19 protein-coding genes, 1 rRNA gene and 1 pseudogene (1 of these 21 cut by a window edge) are annotated in these 22,288 nt (G+C 46.3%); 2 read left to right on the top strand and 19 right to left on the bottom strand.

Annotation, left to right across the window (positions count from 1 at the left end):
• Positions 1-20: 20 nt before the first annotated feature.
• The 13 genes from BDI_RS14400 to BDI_RS14340 form a co-directional block, all read right to left on the bottom strand.
• Complete coding sequence (locus BDI_RS14400; RefSeq protein ID WP_008778861.1) at positions 21-677, bottom strand: ABC transporter ATP-binding protein; 657 nt, start codon at positions 675-677, stop codon at positions 21-23.
• The gene (locus BDI_RS14395) at positions 674-1,390 is read right to left on the bottom strand and encodes a tRNA threonylcarbamoyladenosine dehydratase (protein WP_011967048.1); all 717 of its coding nucleotides are present in this window, start codon (positions 1,388-1,390) and stop codon (positions 674-676) included. Before BDI_RS14395 ends, BDI_RS14400 begins: the two co-directional genes overlap by 4 nt.
• Before the next feature lie 180 nt (positions 1,391-1,570).
• Positions 1,571-3,553 carry a glycoside hydrolase family 97 protein gene (locus BDI_RS14390; protein WP_011967047.1) on the bottom strand — a complete coding sequence of 661 codons (1,983 nt, stop codon included), beginning with the start codon at positions 3,551-3,553 and terminating at the stop codon, positions 1,571-1,573.
• 52 nt (positions 3,554-3,605) lie between these two features.
• Positions 3,606-4,859, bottom strand: coding sequence for an MFS transporter (locus BDI_RS14385; protein WP_011967046.1), 1,254 nt, complete (start codon positions 4,857-4,859; stop codon positions 3,606-3,608).
• Between the two features lie 11 nt (positions 4,860-4,870).
• Positions 4,871-5,797 (bottom strand): ROK family protein, encoded by a 927-nt coding sequence (locus BDI_RS14380; protein ID WP_011967045.1) that lies wholly within the window; start codon positions 5,795-5,797, stop codon positions 4,871-4,873.
• 15 nt (positions 5,798-5,812) lie between these two features.
• A complete protein-coding gene (locus tag BDI_RS14375; protein WP_011967044.1) occupies positions 5,813-6,535 on the bottom strand; it encodes a galactosamine-6-phosphate isomerase in 723 nt (240 codons plus the stop codon).
• Between the two features lie 6 nt (positions 6,536-6,541).
• Positions 6,542-7,354, bottom strand: coding sequence for a 3-keto-disaccharide hydrolase (locus tag BDI_RS14370; protein WP_011967043.1), 813 nt, complete (start codon positions 7,352-7,354; stop codon positions 6,542-6,544).
• A 77-nt stretch (positions 7,355-7,431) separates the two neighbouring features.
• Positions 7,432-8,976 carry a Gfo/Idh/MocA family protein gene (locus tag BDI_RS14365; RefSeq protein ID WP_041525599.1) on the bottom strand — a complete coding sequence of 515 codons (1,545 nt, stop codon included), beginning with the start codon at positions 8,974-8,976 and terminating at the stop codon, positions 7,432-7,434.
• Positions 8,977-9,048: 72 nt separating this feature from the next.
• Positions 9,049-10,617, bottom strand: a complete 1,569-nt coding sequence (locus BDI_RS14360) for a RagB/SusD family nutrient uptake outer membrane protein (protein WP_005860631.1) — start codon at positions 10,615-10,617, stop codon at positions 9,049-9,051.
• A 19-nt stretch (positions 10,618-10,636) separates the two neighbouring features.
• Entirely contained in the window at positions 10,637-13,780 is a 3,144-nt protein-coding gene (locus BDI_RS14355; protein ID WP_036629111.1) for a SusC/RagA family TonB-linked outer membrane protein, read from the bottom strand.
• 261 nt (positions 13,781-14,041) lie between these two features.
• Positions 14,042-15,016: a FecR family protein gene (locus BDI_RS14350; protein WP_011967040.1), complete on the bottom strand. Its 975-nt coding sequence runs from the start codon at positions 15,014-15,016 to the stop codon at positions 14,042-14,044.
• Positions 15,017-15,086: 70 nt separating this feature from the next.
• Positions 15,087-15,557, bottom strand: a complete 471-nt coding sequence (locus BDI_RS14345; RefSeq protein ID WP_008778853.1) for an N-acetylmuramoyl-L-alanine amidase — start codon at positions 15,555-15,557, stop codon at positions 15,087-15,089.
• Positions 15,554-15,988: an HU family DNA-binding protein gene (locus BDI_RS14340; protein WP_011967039.1), complete on the bottom strand. Its 435-nt coding sequence runs from the start codon at positions 15,986-15,988 to the stop codon at positions 15,554-15,556. The genes BDI_RS14345 and BDI_RS14340 overlap by 4 nt, the downstream gene beginning before the upstream one ends.
• 184 nt (positions 15,989-16,172) lie before the next feature.
• Here BDI_RS14340 and BDI_RS14335 point away from each other — a divergent pair.
• Positions 16,173-17,020: pseudogene (locus BDI_RS14335) on the top strand (AAA family ATPase).
• A gap of 64 nt (positions 17,021-17,084) precedes the next feature.
• Here the strand turns inward: BDI_RS14335 and BDI_RS14330 are convergent.
• The 6 genes from BDI_RS14330 to BDI_RS14305 all read right to left on the bottom strand — a co-directional run bounded on the left by BDI_RS14330 (position 17,085) and on the right by BDI_RS14305 (position 20,774).
• Entirely contained in the window at positions 17,085-18,323 is a 1,239-nt protein-coding gene (locus BDI_RS14330) for a 6-bladed beta-propeller (RefSeq protein ID WP_011967037.1), read from the bottom strand.
• Positions 18,324-18,503: 180 nt separating this feature from the next.
• The gene (locus tag BDI_RS14325; RefSeq protein WP_005863967.1) at positions 18,504-18,725 is read right to left on the bottom strand and encodes a hypothetical protein; all 222 of its coding nucleotides are present in this window, start codon (positions 18,723-18,725) and stop codon (positions 18,504-18,506) included.
• A gap of 10 nt (positions 18,726-18,735) precedes the next feature.
• Positions 18,736-19,179 (bottom strand): hypothetical protein, encoded by a 444-nt coding sequence (locus BDI_RS14320; RefSeq protein ID WP_041525598.1) that lies wholly within the window; start codon positions 19,177-19,179, stop codon positions 18,736-18,738.
• Between the two features lie 252 nt (positions 19,180-19,431).
• Positions 19,432-19,659 carry a DUF4248 domain-containing protein gene (locus BDI_RS14315; protein ID WP_008773303.1) on the bottom strand — a complete coding sequence of 76 codons (228 nt, stop codon included), beginning with the start codon at positions 19,657-19,659 and terminating at the stop codon, positions 19,432-19,434.
• Complete coding sequence (locus BDI_RS14310) at positions 19,646-20,260, bottom strand: DUF6633 family protein (RefSeq protein ID WP_011967035.1); 615 nt, start codon at positions 20,258-20,260, stop codon at positions 19,646-19,648. Before BDI_RS14310 ends, BDI_RS14315 begins: the two co-directional genes overlap by 14 nt.
• A complete protein-coding gene (locus BDI_RS14305) occupies positions 20,163-20,774 on the bottom strand; it encodes a DUF4373 domain-containing protein (protein ID WP_011967034.1) in 612 nt (203 codons plus the stop codon). The genes BDI_RS14310 and BDI_RS14305 overlap by 98 nt, the downstream gene beginning before the upstream one ends.
• 619 nt (positions 20,775-21,393) lie before the next feature.
• On the opposite strand from BDI_RS14305, the gene BDI_RS14300 reads away from it, so the two are divergent.
• Positions 21,394-22,288, top strand: a 16S ribosomal RNA gene (locus BDI_RS14300) (it continues 632 nt past the right edge of the window).

Below are 22,288 nucleotides of genomic sequence, written 5' to 3'. Positions count from 1 at the left end.
AGAACCGCACCCCCTTGTTGTTAGTTCGTTTCTACCACTCCATCCTTGATATGGATCACCCGATCCGTGTTTGTGGCCAGCTGTTCGTCATGCGTCACGATGACGAACGTCTGGTTCATCTGGTCTCTTAACTCGAAAAAGAGGGCGTGCAATTCTTCCTTGTTCTTGGTATCGAGGCTTCCCGAAGGTTCGTCGGCGAGGATAACCGCCGGGTTATTGATAAGCGCACGGGCTACCGCTACCCGTTGCTTTTCTCCGCCGGATAGCTCGGCGGGCTTGTGTGCCATACGATCGGAGAGTTTCAAGAAGTCCAGCATCTCTTTCGCCCGCTTCTCGGCTATGGCCGATTTCTCCTTGGCGATCAGGGCTGGGATCATCACGTTTTCCAAGGCCGTGAACTCCGGCAATAATTGATGGAACTGGAAGACGAAGCCGATATTCCGGTTGCGGAAAGCCGCCAATTCCTTATCGCCCAATCGTCTTGTCTCCGTGCCATTGATAACCAGCCGCCCGCTATCCGGTGCGTCGAGCGTGCCGATGATTTGCAACAAGGTTGTCTTACCCGCCCCGCTAGGGCCTACGATAGCGACAACCTCGCCCTTGTTTATCGTGAGGTCGATGCCTTTCAATACTTGTAAGGCTCCGAAACTTTTCGTTATTCCTTCGGTTTGTATCATATCAAGTTTCTTAGAACGTGCGAGGCAAGGAAACAACCGAACGTTGCCGGCATATAAGAGACCGTTCCCGTGGTCGTACGTTTACATGTTTCGTTTTCAACTTCGATCACGGCGTCCGGATCGGCGAACTCGGTGGAAAATACGACGGGAATCCCCTTGCTTACGCCTAGAGGACGCAACCGTTTCCGCACCGCTTTCGCTAGGGCGCAATTGGTTGTCTTGGAGATATCCGCAATCCGTACCAAGGACGGGTCTACCTTAGCGCCCGCCCCCATGGAGGACACGATGGGGATCTTATGGATATATGCTTGGTACATCAGGTATACCTTGGGACTTAGGGAATCGATGGCATCTACCACGAAATCGAGAGGGGCCGATAGGAGTACCTCCTCCGTCCGCTCGTCTCGCAGGAATTCATTCAGGACGGTTAGTTGCAACTGGGGATTGATATCGAGCAAACGCTTGGCCACGACCTCGGCTTTCGGCATCCCTAGGGTGGAATGAAGGGCGGGCAATTGGCGGTTGATATTACTCTCGTTTACCGTATCGGCGTCTATGATCGTCATCTTTCCTACTCCGGCCCGACAAATCTGCTCGGCGGCATAAGCTCCCACACCTCCTAGGCCAACTACCAATACATGGCTACGGGATAAGCGCTCCATACGCTCCGCTCCGAACAAAAGTTCCGTCCGTGTATTCCAATTGTAACTCATTTATCTATTTTTGAGCACAAAAGTAATCAATTGTTCCGGTTCCTCCAATACTTGCTTTTATCCGAAAGCTTTGTGTCTTGTTACTGCACGGGCGTTGCAGCGTTACTGTATGGGCGTTGCAGTATTACTGCATCAGCCTTGCAGTACCACTGCAACCCGGGTTGCAGTGGGTGGATTGTGTCAGATGGGTTGAATATGAAAGACCGATCCTCCGTCGGAGGCCAGCGGAAGGGTGATTTTATCCCTGTAGGTGATCTCCTTAACCTCTTTTACGAGTTTGTTCGAGTCTATATTCGTATCTTCAGCATCTTTATAGATCGTTATCTTATATTTCTTGTCCTTATCCAAGAACTTGAGGTCTACATCGATACTGCGTGCGTGGCTGTTATTGATCGTACCGACAAACCAATCCTCTCCCTTTTTGCGGGCGATCGTTACGTATTCATTGACGGAAGCGTTCGGAACGACTGTTTGGTCCCAAGTCGTAGGCACGGCTTTCAGGAACTCGAATCCCGGTTGTCCCTCGTAAGCCTCCGGCGTATCGCAAATCATGCCGAGATAGCTCTCTAATACCACGTACATCGCTAACATATGGCAGCGGGTACTCATTACGTAAGGGTTACGTTCTTGGTTCTTGAACTTATCCCTTGGCAAAGAGCGGAAACCTCCTAAATGATAATCAGTCGCTCCCGCTAATAAACGGGTAAAAGGCATATGGATGTCATGATCTGCGTCGGTATCCTTATCCCATTTGCAATGCTCGTAATTAAGCGTACCCTCGCGGGTGAACTCGTTGGGATAGGTACGGCTCAATCCAGACGGCTTGCAAGCTCCGTGGAATTGCACGAATAGATGATGCTTAGCCGCCTTCGCCAAGAACTCTTCTTGGATGCGGATCATCTCCTGATCGTCTCGATCCATGAAATCGATCATCATGCCGGCGATTCCCCATTTCTCGAATTGGGCGAAAGCCTCGTCTATCTTTGCGTACAGAGGTTTCCAGTTGGTCCATAAATGGATACGTACGCCTTGACTCTTGGCGTAATCGCAAATCTCCTGCATATTGAGGCTCGGAACGACTTTCAAGATGTCCGCTTTAGGACCCGGAGAACCGAATCCGGCTCCATCCTCGTCATACCAAGCTTGCTCGGCGTTCCCGTAGATCGAGTGATAATCCAATCCGTTACGGGCTACGAAATCAATGTAATATTTATTCGTGGGGAAATTGTTTCCGCCAAGGAAAGTCGTATCCGGAACGACATTTCCGTTCCACCACGTAAAAGTAGTCTTACCCGGCTTAATCCAAGACGTATCCTCTATCTTACAAGGCTCATTGAGATTCGTAAGGATATTGGACGCTATCAAGGAACCGATTTGATCACTGATCATCAAGACCCGCCAAGGAGATTGATGGGGTAGGGATGCCTCTACCTTGATACGCTCTTGTCCCAGTTTAGGTGATAGTTTCCCGAGAAGAGTCCCGTTTTCTTTCCATAGGTACATACCGGCGTAATCACGAACCGCCGCCTCGGTAATCGCCATATAAACATGGTTCGGGAAAGAGAATAGGGCGGGCATATCCATCAATCGTTTATTATCCATGTCGGCATAATCTGTGACCGTATATTTACCTTCGTGGGAACTTTGGTAGTTGGGGAGGAATAAAGTGGTTACGTTCGGATTCCCTTGTAGGTTGAAGGTGGTTCCCTCGTCATACATGATATACGAATCCCATCCTTTTTGCTTCGGAAACTCATAGCGGAAGGCGATACCGTCATCGAAAGCCCTCAAGACCAGATTAATCTTGCGAAAAGGCTGAACGGTTTCCTCTAGCGGGATGATTACCTCTTTGGAAAGGCTATGTATATGTTTCGCCTTACCAACGATCAATTCGTAGGTCTCTTCCTTCGTACTGAACACGGGTTTGTTGATCTTTACATTTTCCCCGAACGCCCCATTATCGAAAGTCAGCGTCAATGGGGAGTCTTGGATCAAGGTCTGCTTATTAAATGTTACGCTGTATACCGGGCTATTCTTATCCAAAGCCAAGGAAAACTTGATCTTTCCGTTTGGAGAAGCCAACCGCACGCTTTTATTCGCATATAAAGAGTGAGCGCAAAGTATAAAAAATGCCAGAACGAGGTAGATTGATTCTTTTTTCATGGATGATAATTTTATAGGCCAAAGATATACATATTTATTTTGTACGGTTTAACTACTTCAACAATTCCTTAAGACTGACGGTCTCATTCTTGACCAATGGTTTTGCCCAATAGGAAATACTCAAGATATAGCCCAGCGTGATAAATAGGAAAAACATGGAATAGCGCAACCCGATCAGATCTCCAAGTCCACCAATGATGAACGGAATCAATGCCCCACCGAAAATACCCGTACACAAGATACCGGAAAAAGCCCCATGATGCTTATCCACGGAGTTAAGGGCTAAGGCGAATATCACCGAAAACATGATCGAGATCGAGAAGCCGCAACAAGCGAAAGCGATAATCGCTACTTGCGTAGGACCGAAGAGCGCTATCGATAAATTAAGGATCGCTATCATCGAGAAAATACGTAACATCAGCTTTGAGTCGATTAACTTTACGATCACCAATCCCAACAAGCAGCCGATGGACATCAATCCCCAGAACCAAGCAACCGTAGTAGCCCCGGCTCCTTCCGGGCTGACCCCATGATACATATTCAGGAAAAGACTCATCCAATTCGCCAATCCTTGCTCGGTTCCCACATAAGCGATAATCCCCAAGAAATAGAATATAACTTGTTTTTGCTTGAGTAATTCTTTATAATTCTGTACCGTTCCCGCCTTCTCATCTTCCTTTAATTCTACTTTCGGGAATTTGACATAAGAGATAACCACTAACATGATGACAAAAACAATCGTAAAGATAAAATAGAGCGAGCTCCAAGGTAAGCTCTCCGGCGTTATCCCTTTGAGGAAACGGATGAAGAAGTCGTTCGCCGGATCCTCACCGGTTAATTTCCGCATAAGCCCGGCCAAGACGAACGGGCTCATGAAAGAAGCGGCCCCGAATACGATCTGGGCCAATACCTGATTAAAGGCATATTTTTTCTCTCCGCCCGCCTCACGCATCAAGGGCAATATAATCACCTGTAGCATCGCCATGCCCAGACCGATAGCGAAAAGGGAGGTCAATACGATAGGGTAGGTCGGGAACATGACGAAAAGCCCCGCACCCAAAAACGTCAGACTGAAAGCGACCAATAAGGAAATCTTTCCCCCGAAACGCTCGATGATCATTCCTGCCGGGATGGACATGATGCCATATGCCAAGAAAAACGAGAACGGCAAGAATGCGGCCAATGTCAGGCTCAGCCCAAAACTATCGATAATCATCGGTAGCATAGGGCCTAATATATTGGTAACAAAAGAAATGACAAACCAAATACACAAGATGAGGAGTACGATCCAATTATTCTTATTCATGATAGATAGATTCAATGATTAAACACCAATGCCGCCGCCCCGAGGCATCCGGCCTTATTTCCTAATCGGGCAAGTTCGATAGTCGTGAAGTACGAGGTTTCCTTCATCACGAATTTCCAGACCTGTTCCCGTATATTATTAATGTAGAAATCTCCGGATTCCGAAATGCCTCCGCCGATAATCACCTTTTGCGGAGCGAAAATGTTGATAAGGCTCGCTACGCCTAGGGACAGATTCCGGAAATGATCCTCCATAGCGAGTACGGCCTCTTTCTCTTGAGCTTTATAGCGCTCTACTATATATTTTCCATCGATACGGGAAGGTATCTCCCGTCCGTTCTTCTCCAATAATTGCCGATATAAGGCGATCAACGCACTTACGGAAGCGTGTGCCTCTAGGCAACCGGACGCTCCGCAAGTACATTGATTCCCATTCAGACCATGAATAATTAAGTGCCCAAGTTCGGTGCCCCGGTTCCGGTAGCCGCCATAAAGCCGGCCGTTCAAGAACAAGGCGCCCCCTATGCCGGTACCCACCGTCAAGAAAACGATATCGGAGAGGCCCTTAGCCGCCCCATATATCACCTCGCCCAACCCCATAAGGTTTGCGTCGTTGTCGATGAATACCGGTAGATTAAATTCCGCTAACGCAAGATCCAATTGTTGGTTGTCCAGTTCAGGAAGATTATTGGCAAAGAGAACCACCCCCTTATCTACTACGGAAGGTACACCTATGCCAATTCCGTAAATCCCCCAGTCCCGGGAACGGGCGTAGTCTGTCATTTTCCGTACGATACTTTTTATGGTATCGGATAATGGGCGTGGATTCTCTTTTGATTGTGTGGTTTCCGACGATTCGTAAAGAATGTCGCCATTCTGGTTCACAAGAGTATATTTTATGCTTGTTCCTCCAATGTCTAATGCGATAGCGTATTTCATGATAATTGTAAAAGCTTAATTAGAACTATGCGCCGCTTCCCTGTCGATCAGGCAAATCACGTTCGGGTGCAGCCACAATAAGGAGGCCGGCAACTCCGTCGAGATCTTCTGTTCAAGGAAAGCTTGAGTAATCTCCCTTTTCTTTATCCCGTTGATAAGAAGGATAATCAGGCGTGACTGAAAGATATTCGCCATGCCCAATGTCAGTCCGTATCCCGGTTTCTCCATATCCCCGGCGATCATGGGATGTTGCAAGGATTTCTGGGACAGATGAGCCACATGGCAATTCGTATGTAAGGAAGGAGCCGGCTCGTTCAAGGCGATATGGCCGTTCATCCCTATTCCTAATATACAAATGTCGATAGGGCCTTTTTGGTCCAGTATCTGTTGGATCCGCTCACATTCCGCCTCAGGGTTCTCCGGATCGCTTTGGAACGCTATATACCGGTCTTCCGGGATTTGAAGCGGACCTACGAAATAGTTCCGTAGATACGACTCGCACGTACCCGGGTGATCCATCGGGATTCCTCCCCATTCATCGAGCTTTAGTACCGTGAATTGGGAGAATAATTCCGGTTGGCGACCGGCTTCCTCTACCAGTAACTCATACATCCGGGTAGGAGAGCCCCCAGTGGCGGCACAAAGCGTAAGTGCCTTGTGCTGCCCTAACTCTGAGGTAACAATCTCTTTTGCCTTAAGGCTTAATGCCTCATAAGATTGACAAATCTCTATTCTCATACGATTTTAGAGCTCTTTGATTCGGATATTGCGGAAGCAAACACCATAACCGTGGTCTTGCATACCGATGTAACCCGGTTGTTTTCCGCATTGTAGCATCAAGTCGTAAGCTTCCGGGCATTTCTCCGGACTCGTGCTGAACTTGCTGAACTTACTATGATCCACTAACGCGCGCCATACCGGGGTACCAAATTGGAACTCCAGAATTTTCACGTCGTTCATGTAATGGATCACGCGTTGGTTATAGACAACGATTCTCGTCTTGTTCCAGTTTCCGTACGGTTTTACGGGTTGTGGATCCGGCATAATCATGTCATATACGGCACCGGCCTGACGGTTACCGTCGCAACCTTCCCATGCGTCCGGCATATTCTCGTTGTCGAGTAACTGATATTCTGGGCTGGAGTAATAAATAGGTGTACCCTCAATTTCTTGCGCAGTATAGAAGATACCGCTATTACCGGCCTTGTCGATCTTCCATTCGATCTCGAAAACGAAATTTTTGAACTTCTTGTCGTAGATCAAGTCGCCGAAGCCCGTGTCTGCCTTATTGTCGCTACCTTTATAGGTGATCGATCCGTCTTCAACCACCCAACCTAGGGGTACATCCTGACGGCAATAGCCGCGCCATCCGTTCAAGGTTTTCCCGTCGAACATGGTGATCCACTCGCCTCCCGTAGGGATACCATCGCTATCGAGGGCTTGGGTTTGGGCGGTTTGCGTTCCGGCATTGTTCGTATTGTTATTGTTGCCAGAGGTACATGATAGAGCCGATGCGAATAAGGCTACGGCCATAATACTGCTATAAATCTTTTTCATCTTTGTATAGTTATTTAAGTAAATTATCTAGTTGTAGAGACGGGGTGTGCCCCGTCTCATCCCATTGTTGTTCGCTTTTATAACTTGAGATCTTCCCATCCATCGCGGTATTTCCGCTTGATGAATTGGTTCGCTTGCTCGAAGTTGGTGATACGCATGTTCGCTCCGTCCCACTGGAAAGTTTTGTTTCTTCCCGGATAGATAAAGCCCTCGCGTTCTCCGTAGATCGAGTCGTTATGTTTCACTTGTTCCCGGATATTATAGCTGCGTAAGATCAGGTTACCCATCAATACGGTCTCCGTCAACGGACCGGCGTAACCTTCGAATGGTGATTCTACGTCCGCCTTGTCGTATCCTGCGATACAAGAGTCGATCCACGCCCAGTAATGACCGTTCGTGCCGCCTTCGATACGTTTGTATTTATGAGGAATGTTCACGTCCTTGTCGAACAGCGGTTTCTTGTTCGCCTTCTGTCCCTTTGGCCAGAATCTCGGGTCGGAACCGCCCCAGCCGCAAGAAGCCATACCTTTCGTACCTACGAATACGGTTGCGCCTTCTACGTCCATCATATCCAAGTCTCCCATCGTGCAGGTCATGTCTGCATCCGGATCGATCTCCTCGAAACGCTCCGGCATGATACCACCGTCCATCCAATAGAGATTCAGGTCGCTTCCGTCTTTCTTCTTGAATTTATAACGGATCGAGCTGGCTACCGGGCAACTCTCAGGATAATAAGCCTCCTCGAAGATACCGGAGTAGACATTGGTCGTGCTGCAAGAAACCTCAGTCGGATAACCTAATTGAAGCAATTTGAATGGAGGGCCGATGATGTGGCAACCCATATCTCCAAGAGCGCCTGTACCGAAACGCCACCAACCACGCCAGTTGAACGGAACAAGATTATCGATATAATCCACATACTCGGCGGTACCTACCCATAAGTCCCAATTTAATCCCTTGGGAACCTCAGGCTTCTGGCTCGGCCAAGGAATACCTTGCGGCCATACAGGACGGTTGGTCCAGCAATATACCTTCTGGATGTCACCTAACAGATCTGCCTCGAACCATTCACGAAGGGTACGCATACCGTCGCAAGAGTTACCTTGGTCGCCCATTTGGGTCACGACCTTGTATTTCTTGGCGGCCTCGGTAAGGATACGTGCCTCGTAAATATCGTGCGCGATCGGTTTTTGCAGATATACGTGCTTACCCATCCGCATAGCGCCGAAAGCTTGGATCGCATGGTTATGATCCGGGGTGGAGATACATACGGCATCGAAGTTCTTGCCTTCCTTGTCGTACATCTCACGGAAGTCGTTGAAATACTTCGCCTTCGGGTATTTCTTACGAGCGTCGGCAGACTGACGGTCGTCTACGTCGCACAGACAGGTGATCGCTGCGTTTTTGTGCGGCGTATTCATCAAGCTACCCAAATCGGCGGCTCCCATACCGCCACAGCCTATTTTCGCGATATAAAGCTTATCGCTGGGAGCTACGTGTCCTAATCCCGCTACGGTAAAACTGGGCAGGATCGTAAGGGCGGCAGCACCTGTGGCTGCCATCCCAAGGAATTCCCTTCTCGAGATTCCAGTCGGACAGGATTGTTTATTTACCTCTTTCATAAATTTGTTCATATTATGATTAATAATTGAATTGGGGTCTAAAGAATTGATATTAAAAACAGACTGATATGATTAGAATGCCGGATATCCCGGGTTCTGAACCAAATTATTATTCTTCTGCCAAGCCTTGAACGGGATCGGGAAGATCTTACGATATTCCGGAGTCTGTTTCGGCTTCATATATCTCGGTTTCAGATAAGTCCCGAAGCGGATCATATCTTGGCGGCGGACAAATTCGAATGCCAACTCATAACCACGCTCGTTATAGATATCGTCCAATGTCACGCTCGTGTAATTATGATCGGAATTGCCGTAAGCCCTTTCCCGGATAGCGTTTACCAGACGAGTAGCTTCACCGAGATCCCCGCCCATACGAACCAAGGCTTCCGCTTTCATCAGGTATACATCGGCCAGACGGAAGATAGCGATATCGTTCTCCATATTGGTATTTTGCATGCCTTTCTCATATACCCACTTATTGATACGTGCGCCGTCTTCTTGGTGAACCTCGCCCCACGGGGTTAAGTTACCATCCGCATCGGTTTTCTCAGTTCCCGGTACCACATTTAAGTCGATCGTATGGATCAAGTCATGTCCTAGGGTCGTTTTCAAAATCTCTCCCGTGCTAGGGTCGATCATCGGGCCAATCAAGAACGAACCTTCGTAACGAGGATCTTCCGTATCAAATGTGCGGACAAAATCCGGCTGGGCGTTGATACCATTCCACATACCGCCGGTGAAACCTAATACATCGGGATCCAGATAATGCAATGTCCAAAGATGAATGGAGTTACCCCAAGCATCAGATGCCTTGTAGCAGATCGGGAAAATAATCTCTCGTGATACCTCGTTATGAACCTCGAAATTGGTTTTCCAATTCGGCTCGATGATATATTCGAGTTTCATGATCTCGTCGCACTGCTCCACTACACCTTTCCAGTTCGGCTCGCCGATCCATTCCTCGGCGTTGAGGTACATCTTTGCCAATACCATACGGGCAGCCCCTTGCGTGAACTTACCGTAGCTGGCGTCTGATACATCGGAGCGCAGGTTCGGGATGATCTCGGTTAATTCCTTCACCACGTATTTATACAGATCCGCACGGCTCGTGATGGAGGGCAAGGAGGTATCCTCAAAATCTGTCACTAATGGAGCGTTACCGAAAATATCTACGATTACATAATACCAGAAAGCGCGTAATCCTCTTAGCTCAGACAAGTATTGAAGCTTAAGTTCATCGCTCATCGCCTCGCTTTTCTCTATAATATTATATACGGAATTAACTGTGGTTAAACCTTCCGTACAATATGTCCAGCAATTCTCTACGGAGTAAGAGTTCGGTTTCCAACTGTGCATACATTGTTCCATGTATTGTCCGCCGTCCCACCAGTCGCCACCTACACGTGTAGGTGCTATCAAGATATCGGCTGTCATATCGGCCGCTCCCCAAGGACCGTCATAAGCCAGCATGTTCTTTAGGGATTGGTATGCCGGAGCCATGATCGCATTAATCTGCTTTTCTGTTGTCCCGAATTCGTCGGTAGGAAGCTTGTCGTATACGTTCTCGTCCAAATCCATGCAAGAGACAAGTGCTACCGGAGCGAGTACGGCACATATTATATTTTTGAATAATCTTTTCATGATCGTTACTGTTTGTGTATTAGAAATTCAAGTTTAATCCAACAGAGAATGTGCGTGCCTTCGGATAAAATTCACGAGGTTCTACACCCGGGGTTAAACCGTCTCCTGAATCCATAGGAACTTCGGGATCAAGACCTTTATATTTCGTGATAACGAATAGGTTTTGCGCCGTGAAATAAACACGGATACCATTCAATGCTTTGATCTTATAACCTAAAGTCAAGTTGTCGAGACGCATAAAAGAACCTTTCTCTAAGTAATAGTTGGAGAATCTTGGAGTTTCGCTTAACGTATAGGTCAATGGATCATCCAATGCGTTTGTTCCCGGCAAGAATCCGGATTGAGCGTATGCCATGCGGGTCGCGTTCAATATATCATTACCGATCGTTCCACGCAAGAAGAATGACAAATCAAAATTCTTGTAGCGGAAAGTATTGGTGATACCATATGTCAGTTTCGGTTGAGCGGATCCGATGTAGTCATAATCCGCCGGATCGGAAATCTCGCCGTCACCGTCTTTATCTACCATGATATATCTGCCGTTCTCATCGATACCGTTGCAAACCAAGCCATAGAATTGTCCGATAGGGCGTCCCTCTTCCAATACGTGTGTACCGCTGGAGCTTCCACCCCGGATGAATACGTCACCTAATAAGATCTTATCCATTGTAAATACGTCGTTGGATAGACGAGTCACTTCATTCTCATTATGAGCCAAGTTTAAGGAGATGTTCCAATCGAAATCCTTCGTGCGGATAGCGTCTGCGTTCAAACTCAACTCGATACCCGTATTACGCATATCGCCCACGTTAGCCATGATCTCGCTATATAGGTAAGGAGGGGTTGGCACCGGATAGGTATAAAGCATGTCAGAGGTCTTTTTGTTATACCATTCGATACGACCACCTAGGCGGCTATCCAATACGGAGAAATCAAGTCCGATGTTCAACATCGCTGTCTGTTCCCATTTTAAGTCTGGGTTTGCGTTTTGGCTGATTTTATAAGAAGGTAGCCAAGAACCGGTATCATAATATACACCATCTGTGCCGTAAAGCTCGAGGGTTTTGTAGGGGTCCAATCCTGTTTGATTACCAGTGATACCATAACCGACACTTAACTTTAAGTCGTTAAGCCAGTTTACTTTTTCCATGAATGACTCTTGGGTGATATTCCAACCCACGGAAACGGAAGGGAAGGTACCCCATTTGTTATTCGTTCCAAATTTAGAAGAACCATCCCGGCGTACGGTAGCTGTCAACATATATTTCTCATTGAAGCTATAATTGGCTCTTGCGTATAAAGAGATCAGGCGACTTTGCCATTTTTGAGACTCTGCGTCTCCCGGATTCAGATTTTGTCCCGCGGCTAAATTGTTAGCACCTAATAAATCAGTGACGAAACCACGGGTCTGTACGTGAGTCTCCTCATAATTCTCTTCTTCCCAAGAGTAACCGATCAAGGCATTGATCTTATGCTTATTGAACTCAGCTGAATAATTGGCGGTCCATTCCATCAAGTCTTTATCACGTAGTCTGGACCAACGTTCGGCCTTACCGCCATCGTTGTAACCGGCTTGAGACTCGATACTGTTGTATTTGCTCTCATCTTCCGTATTCCGGCTTTTAGCTAAAAGAACTTTAGCCTCTAAGCCATCGATAATCGTATAACCGACATCAGCGGTTCCATAGAAATTATTGATGCGGTTCTTATGTGTATTCTCTTTCTGGTTACGTACCGGGTTTCCTTGGTCGTATTCACGTGTGTCGAACCAAGATCCATCCTCTAGCTTAACCGGGCGAACGGGAATCATATTGTAGGCAAGTAAGAAATTGGTCGCATTGGTCGGCGCGTTATCTGTAACGGTAGCCACGCCGGTGATGCTTACTTTCAAACGATCCTCCAGAGCACGTTGGGAGAATTGGAAACGGGCGTTGTAACGGTTCATGGAGTTATCGCGTGCGATACCTTCACGTTGCATATAAGAAAGGGAACCTCTATAGTTATGGTGTGAACCACCTCCTGATAAAGACACGGCATGATCCTGTTGGAAACCGATTCTCGTGATCTCGTCGAACCAATCCGTGTTCGCTCCCATGTCAAAATCCTTACCGTCCTTACCCGGGGTAGAGGAAGTATAGCTACGCCATTGGTCCGCTGTTAGCAGATTCGGCTTGTTAGCCAAGGTAGATACACCGAACGCTCCATTATAAGCGATGGTCGGTTTGCTGGCGTAACCTTTCTTAGTCGTGATAAGGATAACACCACCCGCTGAACGGGAACCGTAGATAGCGGCTGAAGAGGCATCTTTCAAGATAGAGATAGATTCGATGTCCTGCGGATTAACCGTAGACATGTCCATGCCCGGCACGTTATCGATAACGATTAACGGGCCTTGGTCGTTTTGCAAAGTGGATAGACCTCTTAATTGAATCGTCGAGTTGCCCGTTACGTCGCCGGAACCTGTATTGATCGTTAAACCGGCCACCTTACCTTGCAACAAATCCGCTGCGTTACGAGTCAGACCTTGGTTGAAATCCTCAGCGGTCACGTTGGTGATAGAACCGGTAATCTCACGTTTCGTCTGCGTACCGTAACCCACTACGACTACCTCATCCAGTTTTTGAGTGTCCTCTTTCAAGTTTACATTGATCTCGTTTTTGCCGCCTACCGGTTGCAACTGTGTCATGTAACCGATATAAGAGAACTCGAGAGTTGCGTTTGAGGATACTTCCATAACGTATTTACCATCCAGATCTGTAATCGTGCCGTTGGTCGTGCCTTTCTCGACTACGTTAGCACCGATAATAGCGTTTCCTTCCGGGTCTTTAACGACACCGGTGATGCGTTTCTTAGTCTGTTGGGCAACAATGTTTTTATTAAATACATTGATATTTCGTCCTTCGATCGAATATTTCAAACTCGTGTTGCGTAGTGCTTGCGATAAGATATTTTCTATGGACTTATCGGTTGCGTTCACGCTCACTTTTACGTTCTTTACGTCAGAATCCACATAGAAGAATAAGAAATCGCTTTGTTTTTCTATAATAGCGAATAGATCGGTTAGCGGGGCTTGATCCGTCTTCACGGAAATCGTTACAGATTGTGAATAGGAATTAGTCGCTACCGCTTGGAACAGTGTCAAGAAAAGTAAAATAAAGGACATTTTTAGGACCGAGAGCATTTTTTTTAAGTCTTTGGACCTAAAAGACCTATAATACGAAACATTTTCCATATTTTTGTACTGATAAAAGGTTGATAATATGCGTCTGCCACAAAATTTGGTCGTGGAGTAGCAGAAGCAGGAATTAATTCTTTTTAATGGGGCCGGCTGTATTTTTGCAGCCGGTTTTGTTTTTTTGAAAGATAGGATCCGTGTTATCTCATAGGCATTGCTTGTTTTTTAAGATGTGTTGATATTTTTATTTTATTGAATATAGTAAGTTCCATCTCTTTGTGACCATTTGATCGGCAAACTACGAGAGATCACTTGTAAAATCTCCTTTAAAGATTGATCCTCACTGAATGTTCCGGATACAGTGACATTCGGGTCCAGCAATCTCTTGTTTTCTATATGGATCGGAATCTCGTATCTTTTCTCAAGCTCATTCAGCAAGGTACAAAGCGCTATTGATTTATACTTTAGCAAGCCGTCTTTCCATGCCAGATTTTCTTTTGCGTTGACGGATTGGATATCAATCTTGTTCGTTGAACGGATGAATGTAAGTTGCTGGTCGGGAGCGAGTAAGACTTGTTGTGTCGGGCTTTCGAAACGGATAGACCCTTCCAGCAGGACGGCCGTGATCTGATCCTTCCCTTTATCGGCTTTTACACTAAAGGTCGTACCTAATACCCGTATGGAGGCATTTCCCATATCGACGATGAAAGGTCTTTCCGGATTTTTCGCCACCTCGAAATAGGCTTCTCCTTCCAAATTAATCTTTCGCTGATCCGTACCGTATGCGTCAGAGTAGGTAAAGCGACTATTCCGGTTCAAAATGATCTTCGTACCATCATCTAGCGTAAAATGAGATTTATTTTTATCGGTTATATAGGTATAGAATTGCTGAACCTTAGCTTCCCGGGTATTTAAGTGTATTGTCGCGAAAAACAGAACAAGAAAGGCGATTGCCGCCGCAATGGGAGTAGCGATGAAACGGATCAGCCTCAATCTCTTTTGCCTGCTTTGATCGTCGATCTTCTTTCTCAAATTATCGAGGGACACATTAGGCATTAAGGAATGGCTGAACGAGACTTCCGCATCCCAATAACTCTTTAGCAACCGAAATTCTTTTTTGTTCTTTTCGTCTGCGTTCAGCCATTCGCTCAGCGAAAGAAAATCTTCCGAGGAGCTGTTGCCACTTAATATCCTTGTGATAATATGATCTATGCTATTCTCCATTTTAAGTTGTTTCTATACTAATAGTCGCAACCAAATTTGAAAACCCTTAGTGGGAGCATGGATTTTTTACTTATTTTTTTCGTAGCTCATACACGAGTTCTTTGTATTCGGAGATTGCGTTGAATGAGGGGCATTGTTTGATCCATTCATCCGGCGAGATCGTCCCGTCTCCGTTTAAGTCCTCCGAGAGATCCCGGTGCCCACAGACCCATGAGCCGGGAAAGCAGATTAAGAGATGCCGGATCAAACGTAACAACGAGGTCTTTTGAGCCTGTGTGCGGGTATCCCGTGACTGTCCGGTGATGTCCAGTCCACCCTCGTAGCAAATCCCGATGCTGTGTTTGTTGTGTCCTCTCGCATGAGCCGGAATTTGCTCTAGCGGGCGCAGGTTCACCACTTCTCCCGATTTACGGATGTAGAAGTTGTAACCGGCACGGAGGAATCCCCGTGCCTTGTGGTCACTCTCCAGTTGCTCCGGGCTATAATCCGTATTCTCACGGGTTGCCGAGCAATGAATCACGATCAGGTCAATTTTTCTCATATCTCGTCCGGGCTTTCGCTATCAGAACCTGCGCTCTTTTTCGTAACCTCCAGAGGCTCGAAATTCACCTCATTGCGGGTAGTCCGCAGGGCCGAGCCCGGGAAAAAGATAATACGTGCCCCCTTTATCTTGGTGGCGTTGAAGTCCTCGGGCGTATTCGTTCCTTCGGAGTTAATAGACATACGGAAGTTTCCAAATTCTCCCAATTGCACCACGTTGCCGGAGGACAGTTCCAGATCCATCGCCCAGTTTAATGAATCGAGCACCGCTTTCACGTCCGCCGACGAAAGCGTGGAGCGAGAGCAAATCAGTTTACATAATTTGTTGAGGTCCGAAGTCCCCGATGTTTTAGCGATCGCGTAGTTCTTTACTGAGTCTTTCTCTGCGCCGTTCAATACCTTACGCTTTACTACTTTAAATTTCACTGCCATAATTTTGAATTTTAAAAGGTTAATTACTAATGACAATGCAAAGATAGACCCTCTGAAAAACGGGAATCGGCGAGTGTCGGTGAGTGTCGGGATATGTAAGTAGTAGTCGGTTTACTTGTTATTCTGGTTTTTTATTACGTAATTTGCGTTACGTGAATTGCGTAACGCAGATAAGATGCTGAATATGAATAATCCTTTTTTAATAGTTGGTTATCAAGGTCCAGAATATTTTTGTGATCGGGAGAAAGAGACAGAAGTGATTTTATCCGCTCTTCATAATGGGAGAAATATCACGTTGGTAAGCCGGATAACCTCTCGCAATCTACGTTGAAGGAGATTTTCGACTACTTGCGGCAGTCTGGAAGAGAATGTTATCTGGCTATTGACGAGTTCCAGCAAATCATGGAATATCCTGAGAAAGGGGTGGAAGGCCTATTGCGTTCTTATATTCAATTTTTGCCGAATGTTCATTTTATCTTTTCGGGGAGTAAAAAGCACTTGATGGAATATATATTCTTCTCAATCAAGCGCCCCTTCTATCAATCCACCCCAAAATTATTTTTAGACAAGATCAGCAAGGAGGTGTATTTTTCCTTTGCCCATTCTTTCTTCGAGAAGGAAGGGAAGGAGCTTCCGGAAGAAATATTTGATAAGGTGTACACATGGGTAGATGGGCATACTTGGTATGTGCAATATCTTTTGAACCGTCTCTTCGCTTTACCGGAAAAAACACTTTCTCCGGAGCTTCTTGATTCTCTCATGATGGAGATCCTACAGGAAGAAGAATATACCTACCAGACTTATTTCCAATTGTTGACATTTAATCAAATCCAGCTATTGAAAGCGATCGCCAAGGAAGGGATCGTCCGGGAGGTCAATGCTGCCGCCTTCATCAAAAAGTATGATTTGAAGGCGGTGAGTAACGTGAATACTTCCTTAAGGATATTAATAGATAAGGAGTTTATATTGAGGCAACCGGATGGGTATATCGTGTATGATAGGTTCATGTCTATTTGGCTCAGCCGGATATGACAACGGATGAAAAATATTTAGTTGACACAGTTCGCTCGTACCACCAAAAATTATTCCATTAATATTATGATGGGATTATCTTCTTCTGCCAATTTCTGGAGATCTTCCCTATAAAGACGATACAATTATCATCATCGGTAATTCGATTATTCAACTCTTTTACTTTTCTCAATACCTCCGGAGATAGTTTTTGAGTGGAAGTCAAAACCTTTTCCAATTGCTCTTTTAATGCGTAAGGTTCCATGATCGCAGTGAAATAACCTCGGTTGAAGGACGGATTGGTAGGTCCGTCTATATTCCCTAGCATATTCCATTTCAAATTCACGAAACAACCTTTAAGGCTTTGTTTGTCTACTAGGATTTTCGGGAAACGGGGTAACTCATTATTCCATGAGGTCTGTGTATACCAAGTGACTAGAAAGTGATTGGGCAGCTCCGTGAAATAATGGCAGATCGGCTCATGACCCGTATGCATCGTAAAAACAGGGTGTAGCGTATTCGAGTCTATGTCATAATGATAAAGTGTGTCTTGCGAGGCTATACAATTATGAAGATAGAAGTCGGAAGCGGTGGTATTCAAGGATTCCCGTACCTCATAATCGTAAGTGCTTGGGATCAACATGAATTGGTCGGAGACCGGATATTCTTGGATGATATTGCCTTCGAAATCCTGCGTCCAGATCAATGCGGTGGGAGTTCCCTGAAAAGGTATGCACATGACGGTTACTGTTTTTTTCTCGGTATTGATGACAAACCGTCCTTTATGGGTTATATAGGCCAGAGGAATGTGTTTTTGTGGCTGCCCGTCGAAGTCAAACACTAATATCTTAGAGGCACGAATCTCCATTAGATAGATTTTATTATTACTTTCATCTAAATACTGATCATAAATAAATAGGTTATATTCATCCGGCCCTTGTCCTTGGGAGGAGATCTTTCTGATGAAATCCCCATTACGGTTATAGAGCTTACATGAAGAGCCTGCCCTAAAAGATTTCACTAAAATATAATGGTCACTCACGGCTATATGGGTATCTTGTCCTGCGGCGGTCAATGCGTCTTCCGAGTTTTCTAGGCGAATAACTTGAAAGGAAGATAGCAAGGTGCTTAGCGATAAATTGAATGTATCCTTTACGGAAGAAAAGTCTAAATTAGTCACAGGATCTCCTTGCAGATTAATAACCTGTGCTATGACCGGGCAATTATCCAAGGTCAACTTTCTGGATACATTTGTCTCTTTATTTCCGCATGAGGAAACAACCGTTAGTAACGTGATCGATACGTGATATATGATTTTATTCATGCGTTTTATTATTTAAACAATGAATATTACACAAGTTGAATCATTCCATGATAATGGAATGATGATTTGTATTTACAGAGTCCTCACAACAAACATATACTTCTTCCTGTATATAAGCAAATAATATCTCCGGTATTTTCGTAATAGTGTTGTTTAGCATTTCGAAATTCTATTTTTTTCTTAATAGTTCCTTTTCTCCTTATATTTATAATCCACCCCGAATAGGGCGCCGGCGAAAGTGGAGACTTCACCGAAGCCGATTAATACGGAATTATGGATCTCTCCCGTGGGGCTACACCAGAATCCCATGAACAGCAGCGAGAGGCCGGCTAGGCATAACATCACGGCTACTGTTAATTGTATATTTATTCTTTTCTGATACTTATTTCTTTTATGGTTCATAGATGAGTTTTTATTTTGTTGAGGTCGTTTTTTTTAAAATCACGATGAGGGCAAGGCCCGGTGCTAGCCATAACCACCAAGGAACCGCCTGTCTTTTTCGCTCCTTGCTCTTTTGCGATACGTGTGTGGCGGTGCCGGTTTGTACGGATCGTTGGGCGCTGGACCGGGAAGAGGTATCCGTAGCCGATCGCCGGGATCGCTGCCGCAGGGTGGCGGTAGTCACGGATAGTGGGTATTGCCGTCCGGTGCTGTCGGGGATGGAGAGGGTCACTTGGCGCAAGGTTGCCGATAGGTGATTCTGGCTGTCGCTTCCGGCTTTATGAAAGAGATGGTCGATACGGATCGCCGAGATGGAGCCTTTCTCTTGTTTATACAGTCTTTGCTTACTATCTCGTGAAACGGAGCAAGATAATACGGATAGGGTGATTAGCCCGATACATGCGAGTTTATTCATATGCTTCTTTTTTCCGCAAAGGTAAGAGGCCGAAAAAAGGGCAGTCGGCCAGTGTCGGTCAATGTCGGGATTTGTACCCGAAAAAAAGACGTACGTGTTTTCGGAAAAAGTCGTACGTGTTTTTCGCAAAACATGTACGTGTTTTTTTGAGAACATCTACGGCCGTGATTCGCTCGAGAAAAAGAGTTGGATTACGGGAGAAATCACCGTCATGCCGTTAATACTGGAAAGTTAATAATTGAGGCTTGGAAATTAAAGGTTCCAATTCTCAGGGTCGCCCATATGATCGACGATGGTCCGCACTTGCAAGGGCGTGTAGAGGCGGAGGCCTTTACGATAGCCGATGGCTTCGAGGGCAGACAGTAGCTCCGGGTCCCGGCGGATGAAACGGGTCAATTGCGTGGAGGCCGAGGAGGGGAGTACGTTCGGGAAATATAAAAGGGCCAACTCTTGATGGCCATAGATTCTATTCGTGTTCATGATGTTGCTGTTTTTGTTCTTTTAATCTTAAATACTCTTCATACGTGATACCACTCGAGGAGGGGGTGGTAATGGCGGGAGCTGCCGTGTCCGGTTGCCGGTAGCGGACGCTCTCCTTCCGTCGCTCATCCATGAATTGCAGGAGCGAGGTGGTGATGGTCAAGGCATCCACCGATCCGTAGAAGCGTCCGTACCGCCCGCATTTCAGCCGGTGGAAGAACAAGAGCATCTCGGAAGCTTTTAAAAATGGGTACTCTGTGAGAATCAAGACCGATAGCTCTTTTTGGCGGCTGACGGGCATTTTTTCTTTTACCCCCGCGAACAGGTTTACGTTCTCCAGCTGGATGCAGATCCATACGATAGCTACCGGTTCGCCGTAGCCGACGGCTATCGTGGCCAACGTAGGGGCCGTGCCCGTATAGGTCCGCTCCGGGTGACGGGCGGCGGCGATCTGTAGATCGGGGGTGAATATCGATAGGAAACCTTGGGCGTCTCCGTATCGTTTACGCATGTCGGCTAGCGCTTGTGGCGTTGGCTGCCATTTGGAGTAGCTCGGCTCTGCGGCCTGCCTCTCCGTTATCGTTTGAGGTCGAATGTTCATTTCTAGCTTGAATTTTTGTTACCGTGTTTGTTTTATTTTCTTTTCCTTTTCCTTTTGGGGTTGTTTCTGTCGCTAAAACCGGGGTTTCTGTAACAGGAACCGATATTTCTACCGTAGAAATAGGGGCGGTCTCTTCCCGGAGTTCCCATTCGGGGGAGATACGGGATATGCTCCGCTTGTTGATTACCCGATAGCGGGATTGGATTCCGAAAGATGTGAGGATTCCTTGCAGGGCGAATAGTTCTTGATTAAATAATCGGATCTCAACACAAAATCCGATGATCTCACGGATCTGTTCTTCCTTCAGATTGAGCGTAAATCCGATATCAAAACAGAAATCGTCCGTGTATCGGACGTAATAGCCCGTGGTTCCATACGCTTCACACAGGATCGCCATGTAGGTGGAGAAACCTTCGCATCCATAATTTTGAAATAAGCGACGTATTTTTCGATCGGACAGTATATCGGTATCCAGCGGAAAATAGCTTAATCCCTTTTTGATTGGTCTCGACATAATTTTAAAAATTTTGTGTGGCATTCCGGTTCGTTCTCCCGTACGAGGGATGAAGAAGTAGGTTTAAGGTTCGGCTAACAAACTCGAAAACGAAATTCGACTCTCTCTTCCATCTCTATTTGGATGCGAACTTAATTATTTTAGATGAATTTAGACTTTAAATAGGGTATCCTATACTATAATGTACCCGATCCCCATCGGCGTAAAAAAGTTCAAAAAAAGTCGTTATAAAATTTGGATGTTATAATAAAAGCGTATACTTTTGCACCCGCTTTCGAGAGAGAACGGCGCTTCAGAAATGATGAAAACGTGGAGGTATCCTTGGGTAGGGGATGAGGTTGGCTGGGCCAAGCGATAATTTCCAACCGCCCGGAGATCGGCTTGAGAAAAAAACTTGAAAATTTTTCACCGAAAAATTTGGAGGTTAAGAAAAAGTCCTTACCTTTGCAGCCGCAATCGAGAAACGATAGCGACAAGAGTTCTTTGAGAGATTTACATAATTCAACAAGTAGTACAAGTATTAGGAAAAGAAATTTTCCGGATCGATACCGTCAAAAGAAGTATGACTTTGGACTACGATAAACGGATTCCGGAGCGAGGATATTAAGAAACAATTTAAACAACGAAGAGTTTGATCCTGGCTCAGGATGAACGCTAGCGACAGGCTTAACACATGCAAGTCGAGGGGCAGCGGGGTGTAGCAATACACCGCCGGCGACCGGCGCACGGGTGAGTAACGCGTATGCAACTTGCCTATCAGAGGGGGATAACCCGGCGAAAGTCGGACTAATACCGCATGAAGCAGGGATCCCGCATGGGAATATTTGCTAAAGATTCATCGCTGATAGATAGGCATGCGTTCCATTAGGCAGTTGGCGGGGTAACGGCCCACCAAACCGACGATGGATAGGGGTTCTGAGAGGAAGGTCCCCCACATTGGTACTGAGACACGGACCAAACTCCTACGGGAGGCAGCAGTGAGGAATATTGGTCAATGGGCGTAAGCCTGAACCAGCCAAGTCGCGTGAGGGATGAAGGTTCTATGGATCGTAAACCTCTTTTATAAGGGAATAAAGTGCGGGACGTGTCCCGTTTTGTATGTACCTTATGAATAAGGATCGGCTAACTCCGTGCCAGCAGCCGCGGTAATACGGAGGATCCGAGCGTTATCCGGATTTATTGGGTTTAAAGGGTGCGTAGGCGGCCTTTTAAGTCAGCGGTGAAAGTCTGTGGCTCAACCATAGAATTGCCGTTGAAACTGGGGGGCTTGAGTATGTTTGAGGCAGGCGGAATGCGTGGTGTAGCGGTGAAATGCATAGATATCACGCAGAACCCCGATTGCGAAGGCAGCCTGCCAAGCCATTACTGACGCTGATGCACGAAAGCGTGGGGATCAAACAGGATTAGATACCCTGGTAGTCCACGCAGTAAACGATGATCACTAGCTGTTTGCGATACACTGTAAGCGGCACAGCGAAAGCGTTAAGTGATCCACCTGGGGAGTACGCCGGCAA

It is taken from the genome of Parabacteroides distasonis ATCC 8503, assembly GCF_000012845.1.
Lineage (GTDB): Bacteria > Bacteroidota > Bacteroidia > Bacteroidales > Tannerellaceae > Parabacteroides > Parabacteroides distasonis.
This window is presented reverse-complemented; position numbering and strand designations above follow the sequence as displayed.